The organism is Novosphingobium sp. (assembly GCF_965214355.1).
GTDB lineage: Bacteria > Pseudomonadota > Alphaproteobacteria > Sphingomonadales > Sphingomonadaceae > Novosphingobium.
Genome location: NZ_CBDCBI010000002.1, coordinates 1,382,025 through 1,399,082, shown reverse-complemented (window position 1 = coordinate 1,399,082; position 17,058 = coordinate 1,382,025). Strand labels below are relative to the sequence as shown.

Here is a 17,058-nt window from a genome sequence, read left to right as displayed (position 1 = left end):
TGATGAACTGCGATGTTTAGCCAATGTCGCGCCCCGGGACTTGTTGCAAAAAAATGTGTATTTGAGCAATTTCCCCGTCCTACCCTGCGGCGGTCCACCAAGAACCTCGCTCTTGAGGCAACCTGGCGACTGTGGCGCAAACGGCTTTGTCGCCCGGTAAATCCTGGCAGGTGTTGTGCCGGGCGAGAGGCCCCGCCACCATGCCTTGCATTGTCAACCTCGCCGAATCGGGCCGAATCGGGGAGGATTGGGGGAGAAAATGCCATGCGCCGTCTTGCCGCCATTCTGCTTGCGTTGCCTGTGCTGGCGCCGTCCGCGATGGCCGCCCCCGTCACGATCACGCGCGACGAATGGGGCATTGCACACATCCACGGCGCCACCGATGCCGACGCGGTCTATGGCATGATCTATGCGCAGGCCGAGGACGACTTTCCCCGCATCGAGCGCAATTATCTCGTCAATCTGGGACGGCTGGCCGAAGACGAGGGCGAGACCGCGATCTGGTCGGATCTGCGCCAGCAGCTGTTTATCGATCCTGTCGTATTGCAGGCCGATTACGCGGCCAGCCCGGCCTGGCTGAAGCAGTTGATGGTTGCATGGGCGGCGGGGCTCAATGCCTATCTGGCCGATCATCCGGCGGTCAAACCCCGCGTACTGACGCATTTCGAACCGTGGATGGCGCTGTCGTTTACCGAAGGGAGCATCGGCGGCGATATCGAGCGGGTGCCGCTGTCGCAGTTGCAGGCGTTTTACGAGCACCGCCAGGTCGCGATGAACGCCGACGAACGCGGCGTAATCTGGCGCGAACCATCGGGATCGAACGGCATGGCGATCGCGCCGGCACGCACGGCGGGTGGTCATGCGCTGCTGCTGATCAACCCGCATACCAGTTTCTTTTTCCGGTCCGAACTGCAGATGACCAGCGACCAGGGGTTGAACGCCTATGGCGCGGTCACTTGGGGGCAGTTTTTCGTCTATCAGGGGTTCAACCCCCATGCCGGATGGATGCACACATCGAGCGGGATCGACAATGTCGATGAATTTGCCGAAACGGTGGTCGATGCGCCCGGCGGCAAAGCCTATCGCTATGGCGCCGCAACGCGGCCGCTGACACAAGGCAAGGTCACGCTGCGGTACCGCCGCACCGATGGCACGATGGGCACGCGCAGCTTTGTCACCTGGGCCAGCCACCATGGCCCGATCGTGCGCGAGGATAACGGCAAATGGATTGCGTTTGCGCTGATGAACAAGCCTGTGCCTGCGCTCGAACAAAGTTTCGAACGCACGAAGACACACGATCTGGCATCGTTTCTCAAAGTCGCCGAATTGCGCGCGAACAGTTCGAACAACACGCTGTTTGCCGATGACAGCGGGCATATCGCGTATCTGCATCCGCAGTTCGTGCCGGTGCGCGATACGCGGTTCGATTACACCCGGCCCGTCGATGGCAGCGACCCGGCGACCGACTGGAAGGGCCTGACCCCGCTCGACCAGTTGCCCAGCGTGATCGATCCCAAAACCGGGTGGGCGTACAACAGCAACGATGCGCCCTGGCATGCCGCCGGGCCCGACAGCCCGGTCAAGGCGAAGTATCCGGCATACATGGACCAGGTCGGCGCAAATCCGCGCGGGTGGCATGCCACCCGGGTGCTGGGCGCGCGGGCCGATTTCACGCTCGGTCGGCTGATCGGCGCGGCGTACGATTCATGGCTGCCCGAATTCGAGCGACAGTTGCCGCCGCTGATTGCTGCGGGAGAGGCAGATCCGGGAAATGCCGATCGCCAGGCCGCGATTGCGCTGTTGAAAGGCTGGGACCACCGGTGGGCCATTGATTCCACCGCGACGACGCTGGCGGTGAACTGGGGCGAGGCGTTGTGGGATATGCACGCCACGCACACCGATCCCGCGGACGCCGGCCTGTCGGCGTGGGACTGGATGGCGACGCGGGCCAGCCCGGCGCTGCGCCTGGCCGCGCTGGATGCGGCGATCATGCGGTTGCGCACCGATTTTGGCGACTGGCGCGTGCCGTGGGGACAGATCAATCGCTATCAGCGCAATGACGGCGCGATCGAGCAGGTGTTCGATGATCGCAAGCCATCGGTGCCGATCCCGTTTGCCAGCGCGCGGTGGGGCTCGCTCGCATCGTTCGGCGCGCGGCGGTATCCGGGCACGACACGGTATTACGGGACCAGCGGCAACAGCTTTGTCGCGGTGGTCGAGTTCGGCCCGCGCGTGTCCGCGCGTGCGGTCAGTATCGGCGGGGAAAGCAACAATCCTGCCTCGTCGCATTTTTCCGACCAGGTGGCGCGGTACGCGGCAGGCGATCTGCGACCGGTGCATTTCTGGCCCGATGAACTGGCCGGGCATGTCGCATCGACCGAAACGCTGACGCGCCGCTGAAGCAAACGGCCACCGAGGGAGAAAGGCTTCAAGTTGTCACCGAAGCGCGATAGGTGTCGGGCATGACTGATCACGATACCATCATCGCTGCCGTCCTGGCCGAACTTGCGCGGCTGCACGACCGCGCCATCGCCACATTGCGCGCAGACATCGCCGCTTTCGCCACCGATGGCACCATACCGCCCGCCAGCCGCCGCGACGATGGCTCGTATGCCTATCCCGAATTGCGGATCAACCTGCCCAATGATCCCGACAATGTGTCGACCGGACGCGCGTTCGGCCGGCTGACCCAGCGTGGCGTCTATGCCACCACGGTCACGCGGCCCGCGCTGTTCGCCGATTACCTGGCCGCGCAATTGCGCCTGATCCTTGAAGATTACGATGTCGTGATCACGGTCCATCCTTCAAGCCAGGAAATTCCGTTTCCCTATGTGCTCGACGGCGCATTCGGCGCGGGCATCGGTGTCGTGCGGCCGCAGGACATGGCGCGGCATTTTCCCTCGACCGACCTGGCGGCCATCGGTGACGAGATTGCCGATGCCGAATACGATCCCGGCACCGGGCCGATGCCGCTGTCGCTGTTCGATGGCTTGCGCACCGATTTCAGCCTGGCGCGACTGGCGCATTACACCGGCACCCGGCCCGAGGATTTTCAGCGCTATATCCTGTTCACCAACTACCATCGCTATGTCGATGAATTCGTCGACTGGGCCGGGCGCGAGCTCGATGGCGAACGGTTTGTCGCGCTGACCGGCGCCGGCGGGCTGTCGATCGACACACGGACCGACCATGCGCGCGCGCGGCTGTCCGATACCGCGTGGCGCCGTCACCAGATGCCGGCCTATCACCTGGTCGCGCCCGATCGTACGGGCATCACGCTGGTGAATATCGGCGTCGGGCCATCCAATGCAAAGACGATCTGCGACCATCTGGCGGTGTTGCGGCCCGAAGCGTGGCTGATGATCGGGCATTGCGGTGGCCTGCGCCCGACGCAGCAGATCGGCGATTATGTGCTGGCCCATGCCTATCTGCGCGATGATCACGTGCTCGACCCGGTGTTGCCACCCGAAATTCCGATACCCGCGATTGCCGAAGTCCAGGTCGCTTTGCAGACCGCCGCCGAACAGGTCAGCGGCATCGGCGGCACCGATCTGAAACGGCGGATGCGCACCGGGACCGTCGTCACCACCGACGATCGCAATTGGGAACTGCGGTATTCGCATTCCGCCCGGCGGCTGAACCTGTCACGCGCGGTCGGCATCGATATGGAATCGGCAACGATTGCGGCGCAGGGCTATCGCTTTCGTGTCCCCTACGGAACGCTGCTGTGCGTGTCGGACAAGCCGCTGCATGGCGAGATCAAGCTGCCGGGGCAGGCTAACCGGTTTTACGAAGAAGCGATCGCCGCGCATCTGGCGATCGGGACGACCGCGTGCGAATTGCTGCGCCAACAGGGCGACCGGCTGCATTCGCGCAAACTGCGCGCATTTAACGAGCCGCCGTTTCGGTAATTTACCTTAGCCCTTCCCATCAGGATGAAGGCTTTTATTTAGCGGCTCGCGCTGGCCAGGTGCGACATGTGGGCGGGGCTGAACACCTGGCTGCCGATCGTGTCGAGCGCGAGGCGGTAGCTTTTGACCACCAGCGAAAATACCGCAGGATCGATGCCGCGGCCGGTGATCACATCCCAGGTCACGTTTACGGTGCGATCGGGCGAGACCGTCACCGCGCCGAACCGGTTGTCGCGCACGAACGCAGCGGCGGCCGCGGCGTCGAACGGTTTTTCGGGCATGAAATTGGCGTTGAACTGCAACGACTGGCATTCGCTGTGCGTGATCTCGTTGCAATCGTAGAACACGATCTGCGTGGTCCAGCCGCCGATCTGCGCCTTGATCAGCGGATCGCCGCTGTCGTCATGCGTCAGTTGCGCCTTGTCGCCCGACGCCTGCAACACGCTGACGATACCCGCAGGATCGGTGGCGGAAACGGGCGTGAACGATTCGGCAAAGGCCGGCACGCCACAGGCCATTGCGCAAAAAATCGCGGGAATTGTGGCCCTGGCAATCGAGGAAAACACCGATTTCATAGTCAGACATCCTCGGGGTATATTTTTTTATTGTCCCGAGTTTTGCACAAACGAACCGTAGCGGCAACCCGCGATCGTTCGCCTTCGTTACACGCCGTCCCGCGTCAGGAATTCGACCAGCGCCGCGCCCAGATCGGGTTTCGTCACACAGCTCATATGCGTGCCCGGGATTGTGCCGCGCACGGCATTGGGCAAGGCCGCCGTCAGGTTGTCGGCCGAACCGTTGTCATGGTCCTGGTCTGCGCACAGCACGAGCGTTGGCATCGTGATCGCGGCCAGCGCACTTGGCGGGGTATCCTCCATCGCGCCCAGCAAGTGCCGCACCGCGACACGGTCGGTGCCCGACGATTTGAGGAACTGCTGCTCCATGTACATCGGATCGCCGGGCCGGATCGTACCGAACCGGTCGATCACCTCGCGAAAGAAATCGCGCCGTCCGGCCCATCCGGCCAGGCCCTCCAGCCCCATGCCCCCCAGCACCAGCCGGCGCGGGCGCAGGCCGGCAACCACCGCACGCACCGCGGTGCGAGATCCCATCGAAAACCCGACGAGGTCGAACTCATCCAGCCCGAGATATCGCACCAGCGCCTGCGCATCGCGGGCCAGTACATCGGCCGGGTAGGCATCGGCATCGTGCGGCGCGGCGCTGGCGCCGTGCGCGCGCAGATCGGGCATCAGGCACGTAAAGCCAGCCTGCGCCAATTGCGCCGCCGTCCCATACTTCACCCAGTTTACCTCGGCCGAGGAGAACAGCCCGTGCAGCAGGATGACCGGGCGCGCGTTCCGGTCGGAGCCGGGGCCCACGCAGGTCAGCGCAAGTGGCTGCCCATCAAAGCCGGGGAATGTTTCGTGAATGTCTGCCATCGATTCAGCCCGTGATCAGTTTGTACCCGGAAAACAAGAGCACCGCCGCCAGCACCGGGCGCAACACATAATCGGGCGATCGCGTCGACAGCAGGCTGCCGACCACCACCCCGGGCAACGAACCGATCAGCAGGTTGACCAGCAGCACCAGGCTGACATCGCCGATCACCCAGTGGCCAAACCCCGCGATCATCGTCAGCGGCACCGCATGCGCAATGTCGCTGCCGACGATGCGCGCCACGCGCAGCGCAGGATACAGCATCAGCAGTGCGGTCACCCCGATTGCGCCCGCACCCACCGATGACATCGTGACGGCCACACCCAGCACCGCGCCGAGCAGGATCGTCCGGCCCGGCGCCGACGGCGCGGGTTCGCCTTCGACGGGTTCGGGCACACCGGCGCGCGCAAATGCTGCCAGGCGTTTCTGGAACAGGGTGGCGATCGCGGTCAGGACCAGCATGGCACCCAGCACGACCATCAGCGTGTGGTTGGCCGCGCGAGGCGGATGGCCGAACTGCGACATCAGCACCAGCGTGACAATCGCGGCGGGCACGCTGCCCATCGCCATGCGGCGCACGATCGACCAATCGACGCTGTGGCGGGTGCCGTGGATCGCCGATCCGACAATCTTGGTGGTGGAGGCAAACAGCAGGTCGGTGCCCACCGCCGTCGTCGGGCTTACTCCGAACAGCAGGACCAGCACCGGCGTCATCAGCGATCCGCCGCCAACCCCGGTCAGACCGACCAGAAACCCGACCAGCAGCCCGGCAAAGACATGCAGCGCGTCGATTTGGGCAAGATCGAAATGGGCCAGCATGGCGTATCCTGCAAATGGAGCGGCGACGGTATCCAGCCCGCATAACGGGCGAACCGGGCATAGGGCAAGGACCCCGCGCACAATCTCTATTTGTCCGGTTGGGATTCTTTCTTTTCGCCCGGCGCACCGCCTGGGCCTGGTCGCGCATATGTCCCGCAACCAGACGCACCGCCGATGCGATCGCTTGCGCTGTCCATCGTGCGAGCCCTATGGTGGTTTCGTGCAAGCCAGAATGCCCAAATCACGATTGTATTTCCGGAATTTTGCCCGGGGGTTGCTGACGCGCCTGGCGCCGACGCTTTTCGTGATCATGCCGTGTCAGGCGCATGCGGCCGCAGCCACGTTTACCGCAACCGCCAATCAACCGCTGTCCTTCGGCACGCTGGTCGTTTCGGGCAGCGGGTCGCGCACGATCGCACCCGATGGCACCAGCACCAGCACCGGCATCCTGCCGCTGGGCGACAGCATCAGCGGCCCGGCGCAATTCACAATGACCTATACGCATGCCAGCGGCCTGTTCCTGTTTTATTTTCTGCAGATCCAGGTGACGATGCCGTCTGCCAACAGTGTCACGATCAATGGCGTGCAGGGTACGATATCGAATTTTACCACCGATCTGCCGGGCATGGCGTCGCTGCAGCCAGGCCAGACCGGTACCGCCACGGTAACCAATTGCTTTAGCCCAACGTGCACGATCGTCTTTCATGTCGGTGGCACGCTGAATGTCACCAGCGGGAACCAGGGCGCGCAACTGGTGTTTCCCCTCCAGCTGGTGGCAACAGTGACGCAAGTGCTGGGATGATCGGAATTTTGGCATGATGGCAGGTCGCATCATTGCAAGCCTTGCCGCAGCGGGAGCGGCGGCGTTATGCGGCACGTCCGCGCTGGCGGCCGGGTCGGCAACTGCGACTGGTGTTGCATCGGCAACGCTGGTCAGCCCGTTGCGCGTGATCGCGCTGTCGCCGATGGAATTTGGCGAAATCACGCATGCGGACGGCAGCAGCGGCACCGTGACGGTCAGCCCGGGCGCCGCGGGCGCGCAATTCGCCGGCGGGGCCAGCGCGGCTTGTACCGGCTCGGCGTGCGCCGACGCGCATGCCGCACGCTTTTCGGTCAGCGGCGAACCGCAACGCAATTACACCATCCAGTTGCCCGCGGCGATCGTGGCGACTGGCACCACCCAGTCGGGCGCCGGCGTTCCTGCGCTCACCGTCACTGGCCTGACCGTGCGCAGCGCCAGCAGTGCGACCGCGCCGCGCCTCGACGCCGCAGGCACCGATCGCTTCGAAGTCGGCGGCACGATAACCCTGCCCGCCGATCTGCCGCCGGCACGCTATCGCGCCAGCTTTACGGTGATCGTCAGCTACGTCTGACCCGCGCAATTCACCGTAAAAATTTTTTGGCACCGCCGAAACTTTTTCACGCTAACCGAATTGGCCCGCTCCGGCCGGAGGAAATTTACCTTCCCCGCCGTGACCCCCTCATCAATTTGCCTCACGAAAACCGATGCTTGGCACGATCAATGTGCCTTTCCAGCGTGTCCGACGCTATGAAAGCTCATCGTTAATTCCGGCTGAATTCTTCGGATATTAACCGTAATTTTGACGAAATTAACAATAAAAATGGCAGATTTACGCCATTTTTTGTGATGGTTTTCGAGATATGAACCAAATGGTAAGTATAATTACTAGGCCATAGTTTAATCCTGCGGGCCTAGGGAACAGACATCGCCAAACGCGGTCGCCTCTACGGCCGGTCACTTGCGAAATGGGTTCACCGATTACGGGCCGACGTGACTGGCCGGTACAACGCACAGGAATATACAATGACCAAGATCCTTCTTTCGTCCGTTCTGGTCCTCGCCGCAGCAGCAACCGTTTCGGCTCCTGCCTACGCCGCATCGGGCAATTCCTCGACCGCATCGGGCACCGCGCTGGCGACAGTCGTTTCGCCGATCACGCTGATCCACACGCCGGCCGCCGCACTGAATTTCGGCATCTTCAGCACCGGCACCGGCGGCTCTGTCGTGGTGACCCCGGCAGGCGCCGGCAGCACCACGGGCGATACCGCATTCGTAACCGGCAATCTTGTGACCGCCGACCAGTTCACGGTCGCCGGCCAGGGCGCGCGGTCGTTCACGATCTCGACCGCACCCGGCACGGTCGCCAACGGCACCACCACGATCTCGTTCTCGACCACGCCGTCGGCCGCTTCAAGCTCGCTGAGCGCGCTGGGCGTGTATACGTTCTCGGTCGGTGGCACGCTGACGCTGCTCGGCACCGAAAAGGCCGGCGCCTACACCGGCTCGTACAACGCGACCGTCGCCTACAACTAAGGCGAACCTGGCGCCGGTTTTCGGGGGGAGACCAGCGCCGGTACGCGTTCGGGCACAGCCTTGTCGGGGGGCCATGATGGGCAGTGCGATCCTTGCGGATCGTGCTGCCCGTTTTTGGTTTTCAGGCAACGAACTGAGATCCGGCCATAAGGCGTCGAAAATGGCGAATTGCCAAATGCTTGCGCACTATACCTAACCGCCTGTTAACCATTCCCGCCTAACGCCGGTGTTCGGTTCTAAAACCTGAGTGACGCGTGCCCGAATGGCACGAGGGATCGGGTGACGACGACAGGCGGGAGATGTTGCAATGCCACACGGGACAGAATTCGGGCGGGTCGCTGCGATGACAACCGCGATCGCGGCGCTTGCGATGGGGTCGACGACCGCCGCGAGCGCAGCCTCGGGCAATACCGCAACCGCAGCCGGCACGACAGCGGGCACCGTAATCGCGCCGATCAAGCTGACGCATACTGCCGGAGCGACGCTTGGCTTCGGCAGCTTTACCGTGGGCACGGGCGGAACCGTTGTGGTTACTGCTGCGGGTACCGGTTCGACCACCAGCGCGGTGACATTTGTACCGGGCGGTTCGGTCGTCACCGCTGACAAATTTGCGCTGACCGGCGATATTGCGCGCAATTTCACGATCACCACGACCAGTGGCACCGTGACCAGCGGCGCGAAATCGATGGCCTTTACCACGACGCCCTCGGCCACCAGCGCCACGACCAGCACCACCGGCGCCTACAACTTTACCGTCGGGGGCACGCTGACCGCGATCGGCACCGAAACCCCGGGCACCTATACGGGCACTTACAGCGCCACTGTCGCATATAACTGAGCGTCTCGTTCCGAAGCGTTCCAACCATAAACAAGCGCCGGGCGCGCTGCACTCGCCCTCACCCACTGCGGTTTATACCTAACCGGTTGTTAACCAAAATGGCCTAGCACCCGATTGCGGGGGATGGCGGCGATCGGCAACGATCAACGGGTCCGGCTGCAGCTGCTTTGCACAGACGAAGGGACGCACAGACCTTCGCTGCTTCAGGAAAGGTCTTGTGATCATGAAAACGTATCTCGCAACCATCGTCGCGCTGTCGGGCGTGTTCGGGGCAGCCGCCACGGCAAATGCCGCATCGGGCAACACCGCGACCGCAGCCGGCACCGCGACCGCGACGATCGTGGCGCCAATCGTGCTGATCCATACTCCGGGCGCGGCGCTCAATTTCGGTAAATTCACCGTCGGCACCGGCGGCACGGTCGTGGTTACCGCAACCGGCACCGGCACGACCACCAGCGATGTCGGTTTCGTTCCAGGCGGATCGACCACCACCGCCGACCAGTTTTCGCTGACCGGCGATATCAGCCGCGCATTCGGCATCACCACCACCAACGGCACGATCAGCAACGGCGCCAAGTCGATGGCCTTCACCACCGCGCCATCATCGGCCAGCGGCACGACCAGCGCGACCGGCACGTACAACTTCACCGTCGGCGGTACCCTGACCGCAGTCGGCACCGAAACCGCCGGCGCCTATACCGGGACGTACAATGCAACAGTCGTCTATCAGTAAATCGCTGACAGACGAGACCATGCCCGGTCCGGAACACGGCGGCGCCTTTGCGGGACGCAACCGATGTTGGGGACCGGGCGCGCAGTGTGCGGCGTTGGGGGAATGATCATGACGGGATTTCGATCCCAGCTGGCATCGAGTGCTGCGGCGCTGGCCTGCCTGGCCGCCCAGCCGGCGCTGGCCGGTTCCGCCGGCACCACGGTTGCCGGCGGCACGGTCGGCGGGCAAGTCGCCGCGCCGATCGCGCTGGTGGCCGTCAAGCCCTTGAGCTTCGGCACGTTTGCGCAGCCAACGACCGCCGGAACGATGGTAATGGCGCCGCAGGGCGGTTTTACCACGACCGGCGGCATGACCAGCGCCAGCGGCGTGGCCCAGCCGACCACGCGCGGTGCGGCCGCCTTTACCGTCTCGGGCACGCCCGGCGCATCATACGGGATCTACGGCGTGGCCTCGGTAACGATCTCCAACGGATCGGCGACAATGACCGTGAGCCAGTTTACCACCGATGTCGGGCTTGCGATCGGGCAGCTGGGCGCAGGCGGGACCAGCAGTTTCGATATCGGCGGCACGCTGACCGCATCGGCGCGGCAGGCGCCGGGCGCATACACCGGCACGTTTCCGATCATCGTCCAATATTACTGACCAATTCCACGTGGCCCAATTGGAGTATCTCGCAATGATCGTGCCTCTGGCCTCTATCGGCGGCGCCCGCGCCGGCCTGGCGCTGCTGTTGTGTTCGGCGATGCCGGCAGGCGCCCTGGCGCAAAGCCCATCACAGATCTCGACCGTGCCCAGCGGCAATGCGTCATCGACGGTCACGCGTGCGGCCAAGGCGCCGTTTCCGGGTGAAGGCCCGACAGCGGCGAAGGCACCCGAGGGCGCGGTCGGCGGCATGGGCGATATCAATCTCTATCCCAAGCGCGTGGTGATCGACGATCGCAACCGCGTGGCCAGCGTCGGCATCTACAACAAGACCGGCAACACCGGCGACTACGACATCACGATCGCCGACATGGTGATGACCAGCGACGGCCGCCTGGTCGAGCCCGCGTCGATCCATAACGGCGATCCCGCGCTCGGCCGGCTGAAAGGCGCAGGCGACATGGTCCGCTGGTCGCCGCACCGCTTTACCCTGCCCGGCAACGAATCGCAGATGGTGCGCATCATGGCGCGCGTCTCGCCCGATCTACCGCCGGGCGAATATCGCACCCATTTCTCGACGATCGCGGTCCCGCCCGGCGACGACGGCCTGACCATCGATGAAGCCACCAACGGCAAGCCGGCGGCGAGCGGCATCGGCGTGAAGATCATCCCGCGCTTCGGCATTTCGATCCCGGTGATCATCCGCGTCGGCGACACCACGCTGAACGCCGGGTTGAAGGACCTGAGCGTCAGTGCCGCGCCGACGGGTGAACGGCTGATCCACATCACCATCACGCGCAGCGGCACGCGATCGTCATTCGGCGATATCACATTCACCGCGCCCGGCGCGCCAAAGCCGATCGCGCTGATCAGGGGCGTTGGCGTCTATACCGAGGTCGACCAGCGGATGATCACCGTGGCGGTGGATCCGGCGGTCGATGCCCGGTTTACCGCCAGCGGCACGCACCTGACAGCAACGTATGTCGATGATGACTTTGCTCCCGGCCAGACGCTTGCCAAACAGGACTTCGTCATTCCGTGACCCGGCCGGAGGCGCCCACAGCTGCCTCCATTCCAACGCCTGCCTCGCCCGCCCGCAACCGCGGCGCGGGCCGCTGGTGCGTCCTGCCCGCAACCGCGCTGTTTGCGCTGCCGGTCGCCGCTTATGCGGCGCCGGAGCCTGCGCCGGGCCCGCTCCCCGGCCCTGCCCCCGATCCGGTTCCGCCGCAGATCGCCTCTCCCCCCAGCACGCCGCCCCTGCCCGGCCCCGGCGCATCGCCGCACGCGGCCATGCCCGGGCAGCCAGTCGCCAGCGCCTATCCGACATTGTCCGCCGACGACGAACTGATCCTTGAGGTCCGCACACAGCACCGCGAAATGACCGACACGCTGACCGCGCATGGCCTGCGCGGCGGGGTCTACCTGCCGATGAGCGACATCGCGCGGTTTCTCGACCTGCCGATCAGCGTCAGCGACGACGGGCACTACGCCAATGGCTGGTACCTGTCGCCGCTGCGCACGGTGTCGATCAACCTGCGTGCGGGCACGATCACGCTGGCGGGCAAGGAAAGCGCCGTCAACAAGGCCGATTTTGCCGCCTACGACGGTGAATTGTGGGTCAAGGCCGAGCGCCTGTCCGACATCCTGCCGATCAGGCTGACCACCGACCTGCGCGCGCAATCGGTGGTCGTCAAGACGCTCGAACCGTTTCCGTTCGAGCAGAAGGCCGATCGCGAAAACGCGCGCGCGCGGCTGACCAATGCCGGCGGCCACGGCGCAGCGCCGGTATTCGAACGCCAGGATACGCCCTACCTGCTGATCGACGCACCGATTTCCGAAGTGGAACTGCGCACGAGCGGCGCGCAGGGGATCAAGACCCATTTCGAAGGCGATCTGCGCGCGGATGGCGATTTCCTGTTCATGACCGCGCGCACGTTCGCCAGCGTGTCCTCGTCGAGCGGCCTGATCGCGGCGCGCGTGGAACTGGGCCGCCGCGATCCCGAGGCGCATCTGCTGGGCCCGCTGCGCGCGACCGAATTCGAAATGGGCGATGTCGCAACCACATCGATGCCGATCGGTCTGCGCGGGGTGTCCGGGCGCGGTTTTGCACTGACCAACGAGCCGATCGAGCGGGCGTCGGTGTTTGAAACCATGGATTTTCGCGGCGATCTTCAGTCGGGTTTCGAAGTCGAATTGTACCGCAACGATGCGCTCGTCGCATCGACCCGCGATGCGATCAATGGCCAGTACGAATTCCTGAAGGTACCGGTCGAATTCGGGCTCAATGTGTTTCGCCTGGTGTTCTACGGCCCGCAGGGGCAGCGGCGCGAGGACGTGCGGCGGGTCAGCGTCGGCGACGGGCGCCTGGCCAAGGGTGTGTTCACCTACAATCTGTTTGCGGTGCAGAAGGACAAGAGCGTGATCAATGTCACGCCGCCGCAATTTGTGCCCCCGTACGATTACGGCGCCGCGCGCGAAGGCTTTGCGATGCAGTACGGGCTGACCAGCGCGGTGACGATCGTCGGCAGCGGTGCGCTGTATCGATCGGGCGGGGCACAGCGCTGGCTTGGCTCGGCAGGCATTCGCACCGGGCTTGGCGGATGGGCGGCAAAGTTCGACGCCGCGATCGGGTCGGGCGGCGCCACCGCGCTGGAACTGGGGCTGGCCGGGCGGCTGCTGGGCGCCACGATCGTCGCGGTGCATGCCAATTACAGCCACGGCTTCGTCGATGAAATGCGCTCGCCGGCGCGGCTGGCGCTGACCTCGATGACAGAATTCGATCTGACCAAGACGCTGCATATCGGGCAGCACACGATGCCGCTGTCGTTTTCGTGGCAGCATCTGGCTTATGCCGATGGCCAGACCACCGACACCGCCTCTTTCCGCCAGACGGTCACCGTGGGCCGCGTGCTGGCCGCCAATGTGATCAATTATACCGATACCGCCAGCCGCGGCAGCGCAGCCACGCACCTGGCCAACGGCACGTTCGACCTGACGACCTTTGCCGGCAGCCACACGCAATACCGCGGCGAACTGGGCTATACGCTCGGGAGCCACCCGCACGTCACGTCGATCAGCGCCGAAGTGGACCGCGATATCAGCGCGACGACGAGCGTGCGTGCATCGCTGACGCGCACGTTCAACCAGAGCCTGGCAACGGTTGCGCAAACCACCGCGGCCCAAGCGCAGATCACCCAGACCACCGTCGCACAGATCCTGGCGGCACAGGCCGCAGCCGGACAGACCCTGGCCAGCCAGACCATCGGCCAGACCACGATCGGCCTTTCGGCCACGCACAAGTTCGGGCCGATCGCGCTGTCGTTCGATTCGACGTACACCGCGCCATCGCGCAATTATGCCTTCACGCTGCGGCTGGGGTTCAGCTTTGGCCGCAATCCGCTGAACGGGCACATGTTCGTCGCGCGCCCCGGACTGTCATCGAGCGGCGCAGTCGCGGTGCGCGCGTTCGACGACATGAACGGCGACGACCACCGCGATCCCGATGAAGCCATGATCGGCAAAGTCGGGTATTTCACCGGATCGCAGCACGTGACATCCAATGCCGCAGGCGACGCGGTCATGACCGGGATCGGCGACGGCGCACGCACCGTGGTCAGGATCGACGGTGCGACATTGCCCGATATCGCGATGGCCCCATCGCGCCCGGGCGTCGAACTGATCGCGCGCCCGGGCCGCATCCCGATCGTGCAGTTCGCGATCCAGCGGCTGAGCGATATCGAAGGCACCGCCGTCTATGCCAATGGCAGGAACAAGCGCGGCGTTGCCGGGCTGGTGCTGTATCTGATCAATGCCCGGGGCCACCGCGTCGCGCGCGTGCGCAGTGAAAGCGATGGTTTCGTGCTGATGGAACAGATCCGCCCGGGCGATTACACGCTGGCGATTGCACCCGATCAGGCAAAGCGGCTGAAAATCAGACTGGCCAGCGACCAACACGTCAAGGTTGGCCATCACGGCAAGCTCATCCGGCTGAAAATCGTCGTCGCGCCGGAATAGCAACGACAGTTTTTCTCACCGGATCGCAAAAGCACCGAACATCTTGCAATACCTGTAAAATGCCATCATGAAAACGACGGGTGAATAGGCTTTGCGCGCCGAAAACCAATGCGGTACATTGCAACCTCCGTGTGGCAGGCCCGGTTCGTGTTCGCGCAATACAACCTTGTCCGATACGCCTTCATAGGAACAGGCCAACATGGGTTCCGTACCGTCCTCGGTTCGCAGCATATCCGATCTCGCGCTGATCGCGGGCGTGTCGGTGTCGACCGTGTCGCGCGCGCTGACCGGCAAGGGCACCCTGAACCAGGCCACGCGCGACCGCATCCGCGCCATCGCCTCCGAACACGGTTTCAGGCTGAACGTCGCGGCGCAGAATCTCCGGCTGGGCCGAACCGGCGCGATCGGTGTGCTGCTGCCGCTGGGCAACCAACGCGGCCAGGCCTTGTCCGACCCGTTCTTTTCCACGATGCTGGGCCATATCGCAGAGGCGCTGACCGAGCGCGGTTACGATCTGCTGTTGTCGCGCGTCGTGCCCGAACGCGATATGTGGCTCGACGATTTCATCCGCTCGGGCCGCACCGATGGCATCATCATGATCGGCCAGTCAGACCAGCACGCCGTGCTCGATCGCGCCGCCAGACACCATCGCGCGATCGTTGTGTGGGGGGCCCACGATCCCGGCAACGCCTATACCACTGTCGGCTCCGACAACCACGCCGGCGGCGTGCTTGCCGCTCGCCATCTGCTCCAGCGCGGATGCCGCCGCCTGGCGTATTTCGGCCACGGCGATACGCCAGAATTCGCTGCGCGCCGGGCCGGTTTCCTTTCCGCCCTGCCCGAAGATATCCGCCGCGACACCACCGTCGTCGCCAGCTCCGTCGCGCCTGAAGCCAGCCACATCGCCGCGCACGACTATTTCGCCGCCGGAAACCGCCCCGACGGCGTCTTTGCCGCCAGCGACGTCGGCGCGATCAGCGTGATCGGCGCCGCCGGCGAATTCGACATTGTCACCCCGCACGATATGGCCGTCATCGGCTTCGACGACATCCTGCTGGCCCGCCTGTGCCACCCGCCGCTGACCACCATCCGCCAGGATGTCGAAGGCGGCGCATGCATGCTGGTCGACCTGCTGCTGCGCCGGATGGAAGGCGCAGATACGCAATCGATACAATTCACGCCGCAGTTGATCGTGCGCGAGACGGCTTAGGCGGGCGTTTTTAGGGCCTCCGGCGGGCGTTATTAGGGCCTCCGGCGGCCAAGGGCCAATGCCCTTGGATCCCGTTACTATCCTGGATTGTTTGCCATCCAGCTCTTGCAACCCGCCGCAAGCTGCAACGTCTCAAGCCGCTTTGCGCAAGCGCGACACCGCGGGCCACGCCCAGCATAGGACTATCGTCACCCCGGACAGACAAAATGGATCACATAAAGCACGTGTAAAAAGCAATTCCAGGCATCATGCACAAATTGCGCGAACGGAATGTCCACATTGAGGATGTTGTGCGTGCGTCCCGAACGGCAAGAAATGGAGGGAAGCTGCCGTTGCTTTGTTGCGCGAACCGTTGCATTTTATCTAAATGATTGCACGCGGCCAAGCATTGAATTTTGCAGTGACCCTCTTCGGAGTGTTAATTGCATTAAGCGGTGGGTTCGTTGGGTATGCCTCAAGTGCAACAGGAAAATATGGTGAGCTTCTGCGATTTTGGGCCATTGCCACTGCCATCAGCCTCATCGTGCTCGGTTGCCAGGTTCTAAGATTGCGTGGTTGGCTGCGATACATCACGATGGCTTTTATGGTGCTCGTCATTGCTATGAGCATCAATCCGCTGGGGCGTTTAACCGTGCTTGGTTGGCGAACTCCGTAATTGGTCCGTGTCTTCAAAAAGGTCGTAAGCTGCCGTGGCAATAATCGCGCGAGCCTCTCGCCATTGAACGGCGGGGAGTGGAGGAAAGCTGCCATTCGCTTTTTGGTTGCTGCTGCGAAATAGCCGCCGTCTGCGTTAAAGTAAGCGGCTACGGATGTCGCCAAATGTCTACGCCGATGAGTGATGCTAAGTAAACAATCCAAATACCCAGTGCGGCGTAAACCGCGACCATCATCCAAAAGGACTTGGGATTGTCTGTGCGCTTGTAAGATGCGCCCCTAGCGCGAACCACCCCATTGCGAATGCTGTGAATAACAAGCCAAAAGCAAAATAGCGGCACACCCACAAAAATCACGCAGAAAAATGCTATTCCTATTATGTCCTGCATGGCGACGAGCATGGAACGCTATCAGGACCATTGCAATCTTTGGTTTTTGGAGTTGCAGATGGCCGCTAACGGGAGC

Annotated in this window: 15 protein-coding genes; 12 read left to right on the top strand and 3 right to left on the bottom strand. The window is 63.6% G+C overall.

From position 1 onward, the window contains the following. Positions 1-264 precede the first annotated feature (264 nt). On the top strand, positions 265-2,400 hold the full coding sequence (locus ACOOE2_RS06880) for a penicillin acylase family protein (protein WP_420382275.1): 2,136 nt from the start codon (positions 265-267) through the stop codon (positions 2,398-2,400). 62 nt (positions 2,401-2,462) lie between these two features. Beyond that, positions 2,463-3,911, top strand: coding sequence for an AMP nucleosidase (locus ACOOE2_RS06875; RefSeq protein WP_420382274.1), 1,449 nt, complete (start codon positions 2,463-2,465; stop codon positions 3,909-3,911). A 38-nt stretch (positions 3,912-3,949) separates the two neighbouring features. Here ACOOE2_RS06875 and ACOOE2_RS06870 read toward each other — a convergent pair whose 3' ends face one another. From ACOOE2_RS06870 to ACOOE2_RS06860, 3 genes are all read right to left on the bottom strand, one after another. After that, the gene (locus tag ACOOE2_RS06870) at positions 3,950-4,486 is read right to left on the bottom strand and encodes a YbjN domain-containing protein (protein ID WP_420382273.1); all 537 of its coding nucleotides are present in this window, start codon (positions 4,484-4,486) and stop codon (positions 3,950-3,952) included. Between the two features lie 87 nt (positions 4,487-4,573). Beyond that, on the bottom strand, positions 4,574-5,350 hold the full coding sequence (locus ACOOE2_RS06865; protein ID WP_420382272.1) for an alpha/beta fold hydrolase: 777 nt from the start codon (positions 5,348-5,350) through the stop codon (positions 4,574-4,576). A 4-nt stretch (positions 5,351-5,354) separates the two neighbouring features. Beyond that, the gene (locus tag ACOOE2_RS06860) at positions 5,355-6,167 is read right to left on the bottom strand and encodes a sulfite exporter TauE/SafE family protein (protein ID WP_420382271.1); all 813 of its coding nucleotides are present in this window, start codon (positions 6,165-6,167) and stop codon (positions 5,355-5,357) included. Positions 6,168-6,399: 232 nt separating this feature from the next. On the opposite strand from ACOOE2_RS06860, the gene ACOOE2_RS06855 reads away from it, so the two are divergent. The 10 genes from ACOOE2_RS06855 to ACOOE2_RS06810 all read left to right on the top strand — a co-directional run bounded on the left by ACOOE2_RS06855 (position 6,400) and on the right by ACOOE2_RS06810 (position 16,594). After that, complete coding sequence (locus tag ACOOE2_RS06855; RefSeq protein WP_420382270.1) at positions 6,400-6,969, top strand: DUF4402 domain-containing protein; 570 nt, start codon at positions 6,400-6,402, stop codon at positions 6,967-6,969. Positions 6,970-6,982: 13 nt separating this feature from the next. Then, entirely contained in the window at positions 6,983-7,540 is a 558-nt protein-coding gene (locus tag ACOOE2_RS06850; RefSeq protein WP_420382269.1) for a DUF4402 domain-containing protein, read from the top strand. A 452-nt stretch (positions 7,541-7,992) separates the two neighbouring features. Further along, on the top strand, positions 7,993-8,502 hold the full coding sequence (locus tag ACOOE2_RS06845) for a DUF4402 domain-containing protein (RefSeq protein WP_420382268.1): 510 nt from the start codon (positions 7,993-7,995) through the stop codon (positions 8,500-8,502). Positions 8,503-8,809: 307 nt separating this feature from the next. Beyond that, a complete protein-coding gene (locus tag ACOOE2_RS06840; RefSeq protein WP_420382267.1) occupies positions 8,810-9,340 on the top strand; it encodes a DUF4402 domain-containing protein in 531 nt (176 codons plus the stop codon). 223 nt (positions 9,341-9,563) lie between these two features. Next, a complete protein-coding gene (locus ACOOE2_RS06835) occupies positions 9,564-10,073 on the top strand; it encodes a DUF4402 domain-containing protein (protein ID WP_420382266.1) in 510 nt (169 codons plus the stop codon). Between the two features lie 108 nt (positions 10,074-10,181). Further along, on the top strand, positions 10,182-10,715 hold the full coding sequence (locus ACOOE2_RS06830; RefSeq protein WP_420382265.1) for a DUF4402 domain-containing protein: 534 nt from the start codon (positions 10,182-10,184) through the stop codon (positions 10,713-10,715). Between the two features lie 34 nt (positions 10,716-10,749). Further along, positions 10,750-11,757, top strand: a complete 1,008-nt coding sequence (locus ACOOE2_RS06825) for a hypothetical protein (protein ID WP_420382264.1) — start codon at positions 10,750-10,752, stop codon at positions 11,755-11,757. Next, positions 11,754-14,729, top strand: coding sequence for a hypothetical protein (locus ACOOE2_RS06820; protein WP_420382263.1), 2,976 nt, complete (start codon positions 11,754-11,756; stop codon positions 14,727-14,729). The genes ACOOE2_RS06825 and ACOOE2_RS06820 overlap by 4 nt, the downstream gene beginning before the upstream one ends. A 199-nt stretch (positions 14,730-14,928) precedes the next feature. Beyond that, entirely contained in the window at positions 14,929-15,939 is a 1,011-nt protein-coding gene (locus ACOOE2_RS06815) for a LacI family DNA-binding transcriptional regulator (RefSeq protein WP_420382262.1), read from the top strand. A 367-nt stretch (positions 15,940-16,306) separates the two neighbouring features. Then, entirely contained in the window at positions 16,307-16,594 is a 288-nt protein-coding gene (locus ACOOE2_RS06810; protein WP_420382261.1) for a hypothetical protein, read from the top strand. The last annotated feature ends 464 nt before the right edge of the window (positions 16,595-17,058 follow it).

Excerpts from the sequence above, each read along its gene's own strand:
- ACOOE2_RS06850 (WP_420382269.1), top strand. The coding sequence starts at position 6,983 with ATGATGGCAGGTCGCATCATTGCAAGCCTTGCCGCAGCGGGAGCGGCG.
- ACOOE2_RS06825 (WP_420382264.1), top strand. The coding sequence starts at position 10,750 with ATGATCGTGCCTCTGGCCTCTATCGGCGGCGCCCGCGCCGGCCTGGCG.
- ACOOE2_RS06835 (WP_420382266.1), top strand. The coding sequence starts at position 9,564 with ATGAAAACGTATCTCGCAACCATCGTCGCGCTGTCGGGCGTGTTCGGG.
- ACOOE2_RS06865 (WP_420382272.1), bottom strand. The coding sequence starts at position 5,350 with ATGGCAGACATTCACGAAACATTCCCCGGCTTTGATGGGCAGCCACTT.
- ACOOE2_RS06810 (WP_420382261.1), top strand. The coding sequence starts at position 16,307 with ATGATTGCACGCGGCCAAGCATTGAATTTTGCAGTGACCCTCTTCGGA.
- ACOOE2_RS06845 (WP_420382268.1), top strand. The coding sequence starts at position 7,993 with ATGACCAAGATCCTTCTTTCGTCCGTTCTGGTCCTCGCCGCAGCAGCA.
- ACOOE2_RS06870 (WP_420382273.1), bottom strand. The coding sequence starts at position 4,486 with ATGAAATCGGTGTTTTCCTCGATTGCCAGGGCCACAATTCCCGCGATT.
- ACOOE2_RS06815 (WP_420382262.1), top strand. The coding sequence starts at position 14,929 with ATGGGTTCCGTACCGTCCTCGGTTCGCAGCATATCCGATCTCGCGCTG.
- ACOOE2_RS06875 (WP_420382274.1), top strand. The coding sequence starts at position 2,463 with ATGACTGATCACGATACCATCATCGCTGCCGTCCTGGCCGAACTTGCG.
- ACOOE2_RS06830 (WP_420382265.1), top strand. The coding sequence starts at position 10,182 with ATGACGGGATTTCGATCCCAGCTGGCATCGAGTGCTGCGGCGCTGGCC.
- ACOOE2_RS06840 (WP_420382267.1), top strand. The coding sequence starts at position 8,810 with ATGCCACACGGGACAGAATTCGGGCGGGTCGCTGCGATGACAACCGCG.
- ACOOE2_RS06855 (WP_420382270.1), top strand. The coding sequence starts at position 6,400 with ATGCCCAAATCACGATTGTATTTCCGGAATTTTGCCCGGGGGTTGCTG.
- ACOOE2_RS06880 (WP_420382275.1), top strand. The coding sequence starts at position 265 with ATGCGCCGTCTTGCCGCCATTCTGCTTGCGTTGCCTGTGCTGGCGCCG.
- ACOOE2_RS06860 (WP_420382271.1), bottom strand. The coding sequence starts at position 6,167 with ATGCTGGCCCATTTCGATCTTGCCCAAATCGACGCGCTGCATGTCTTT.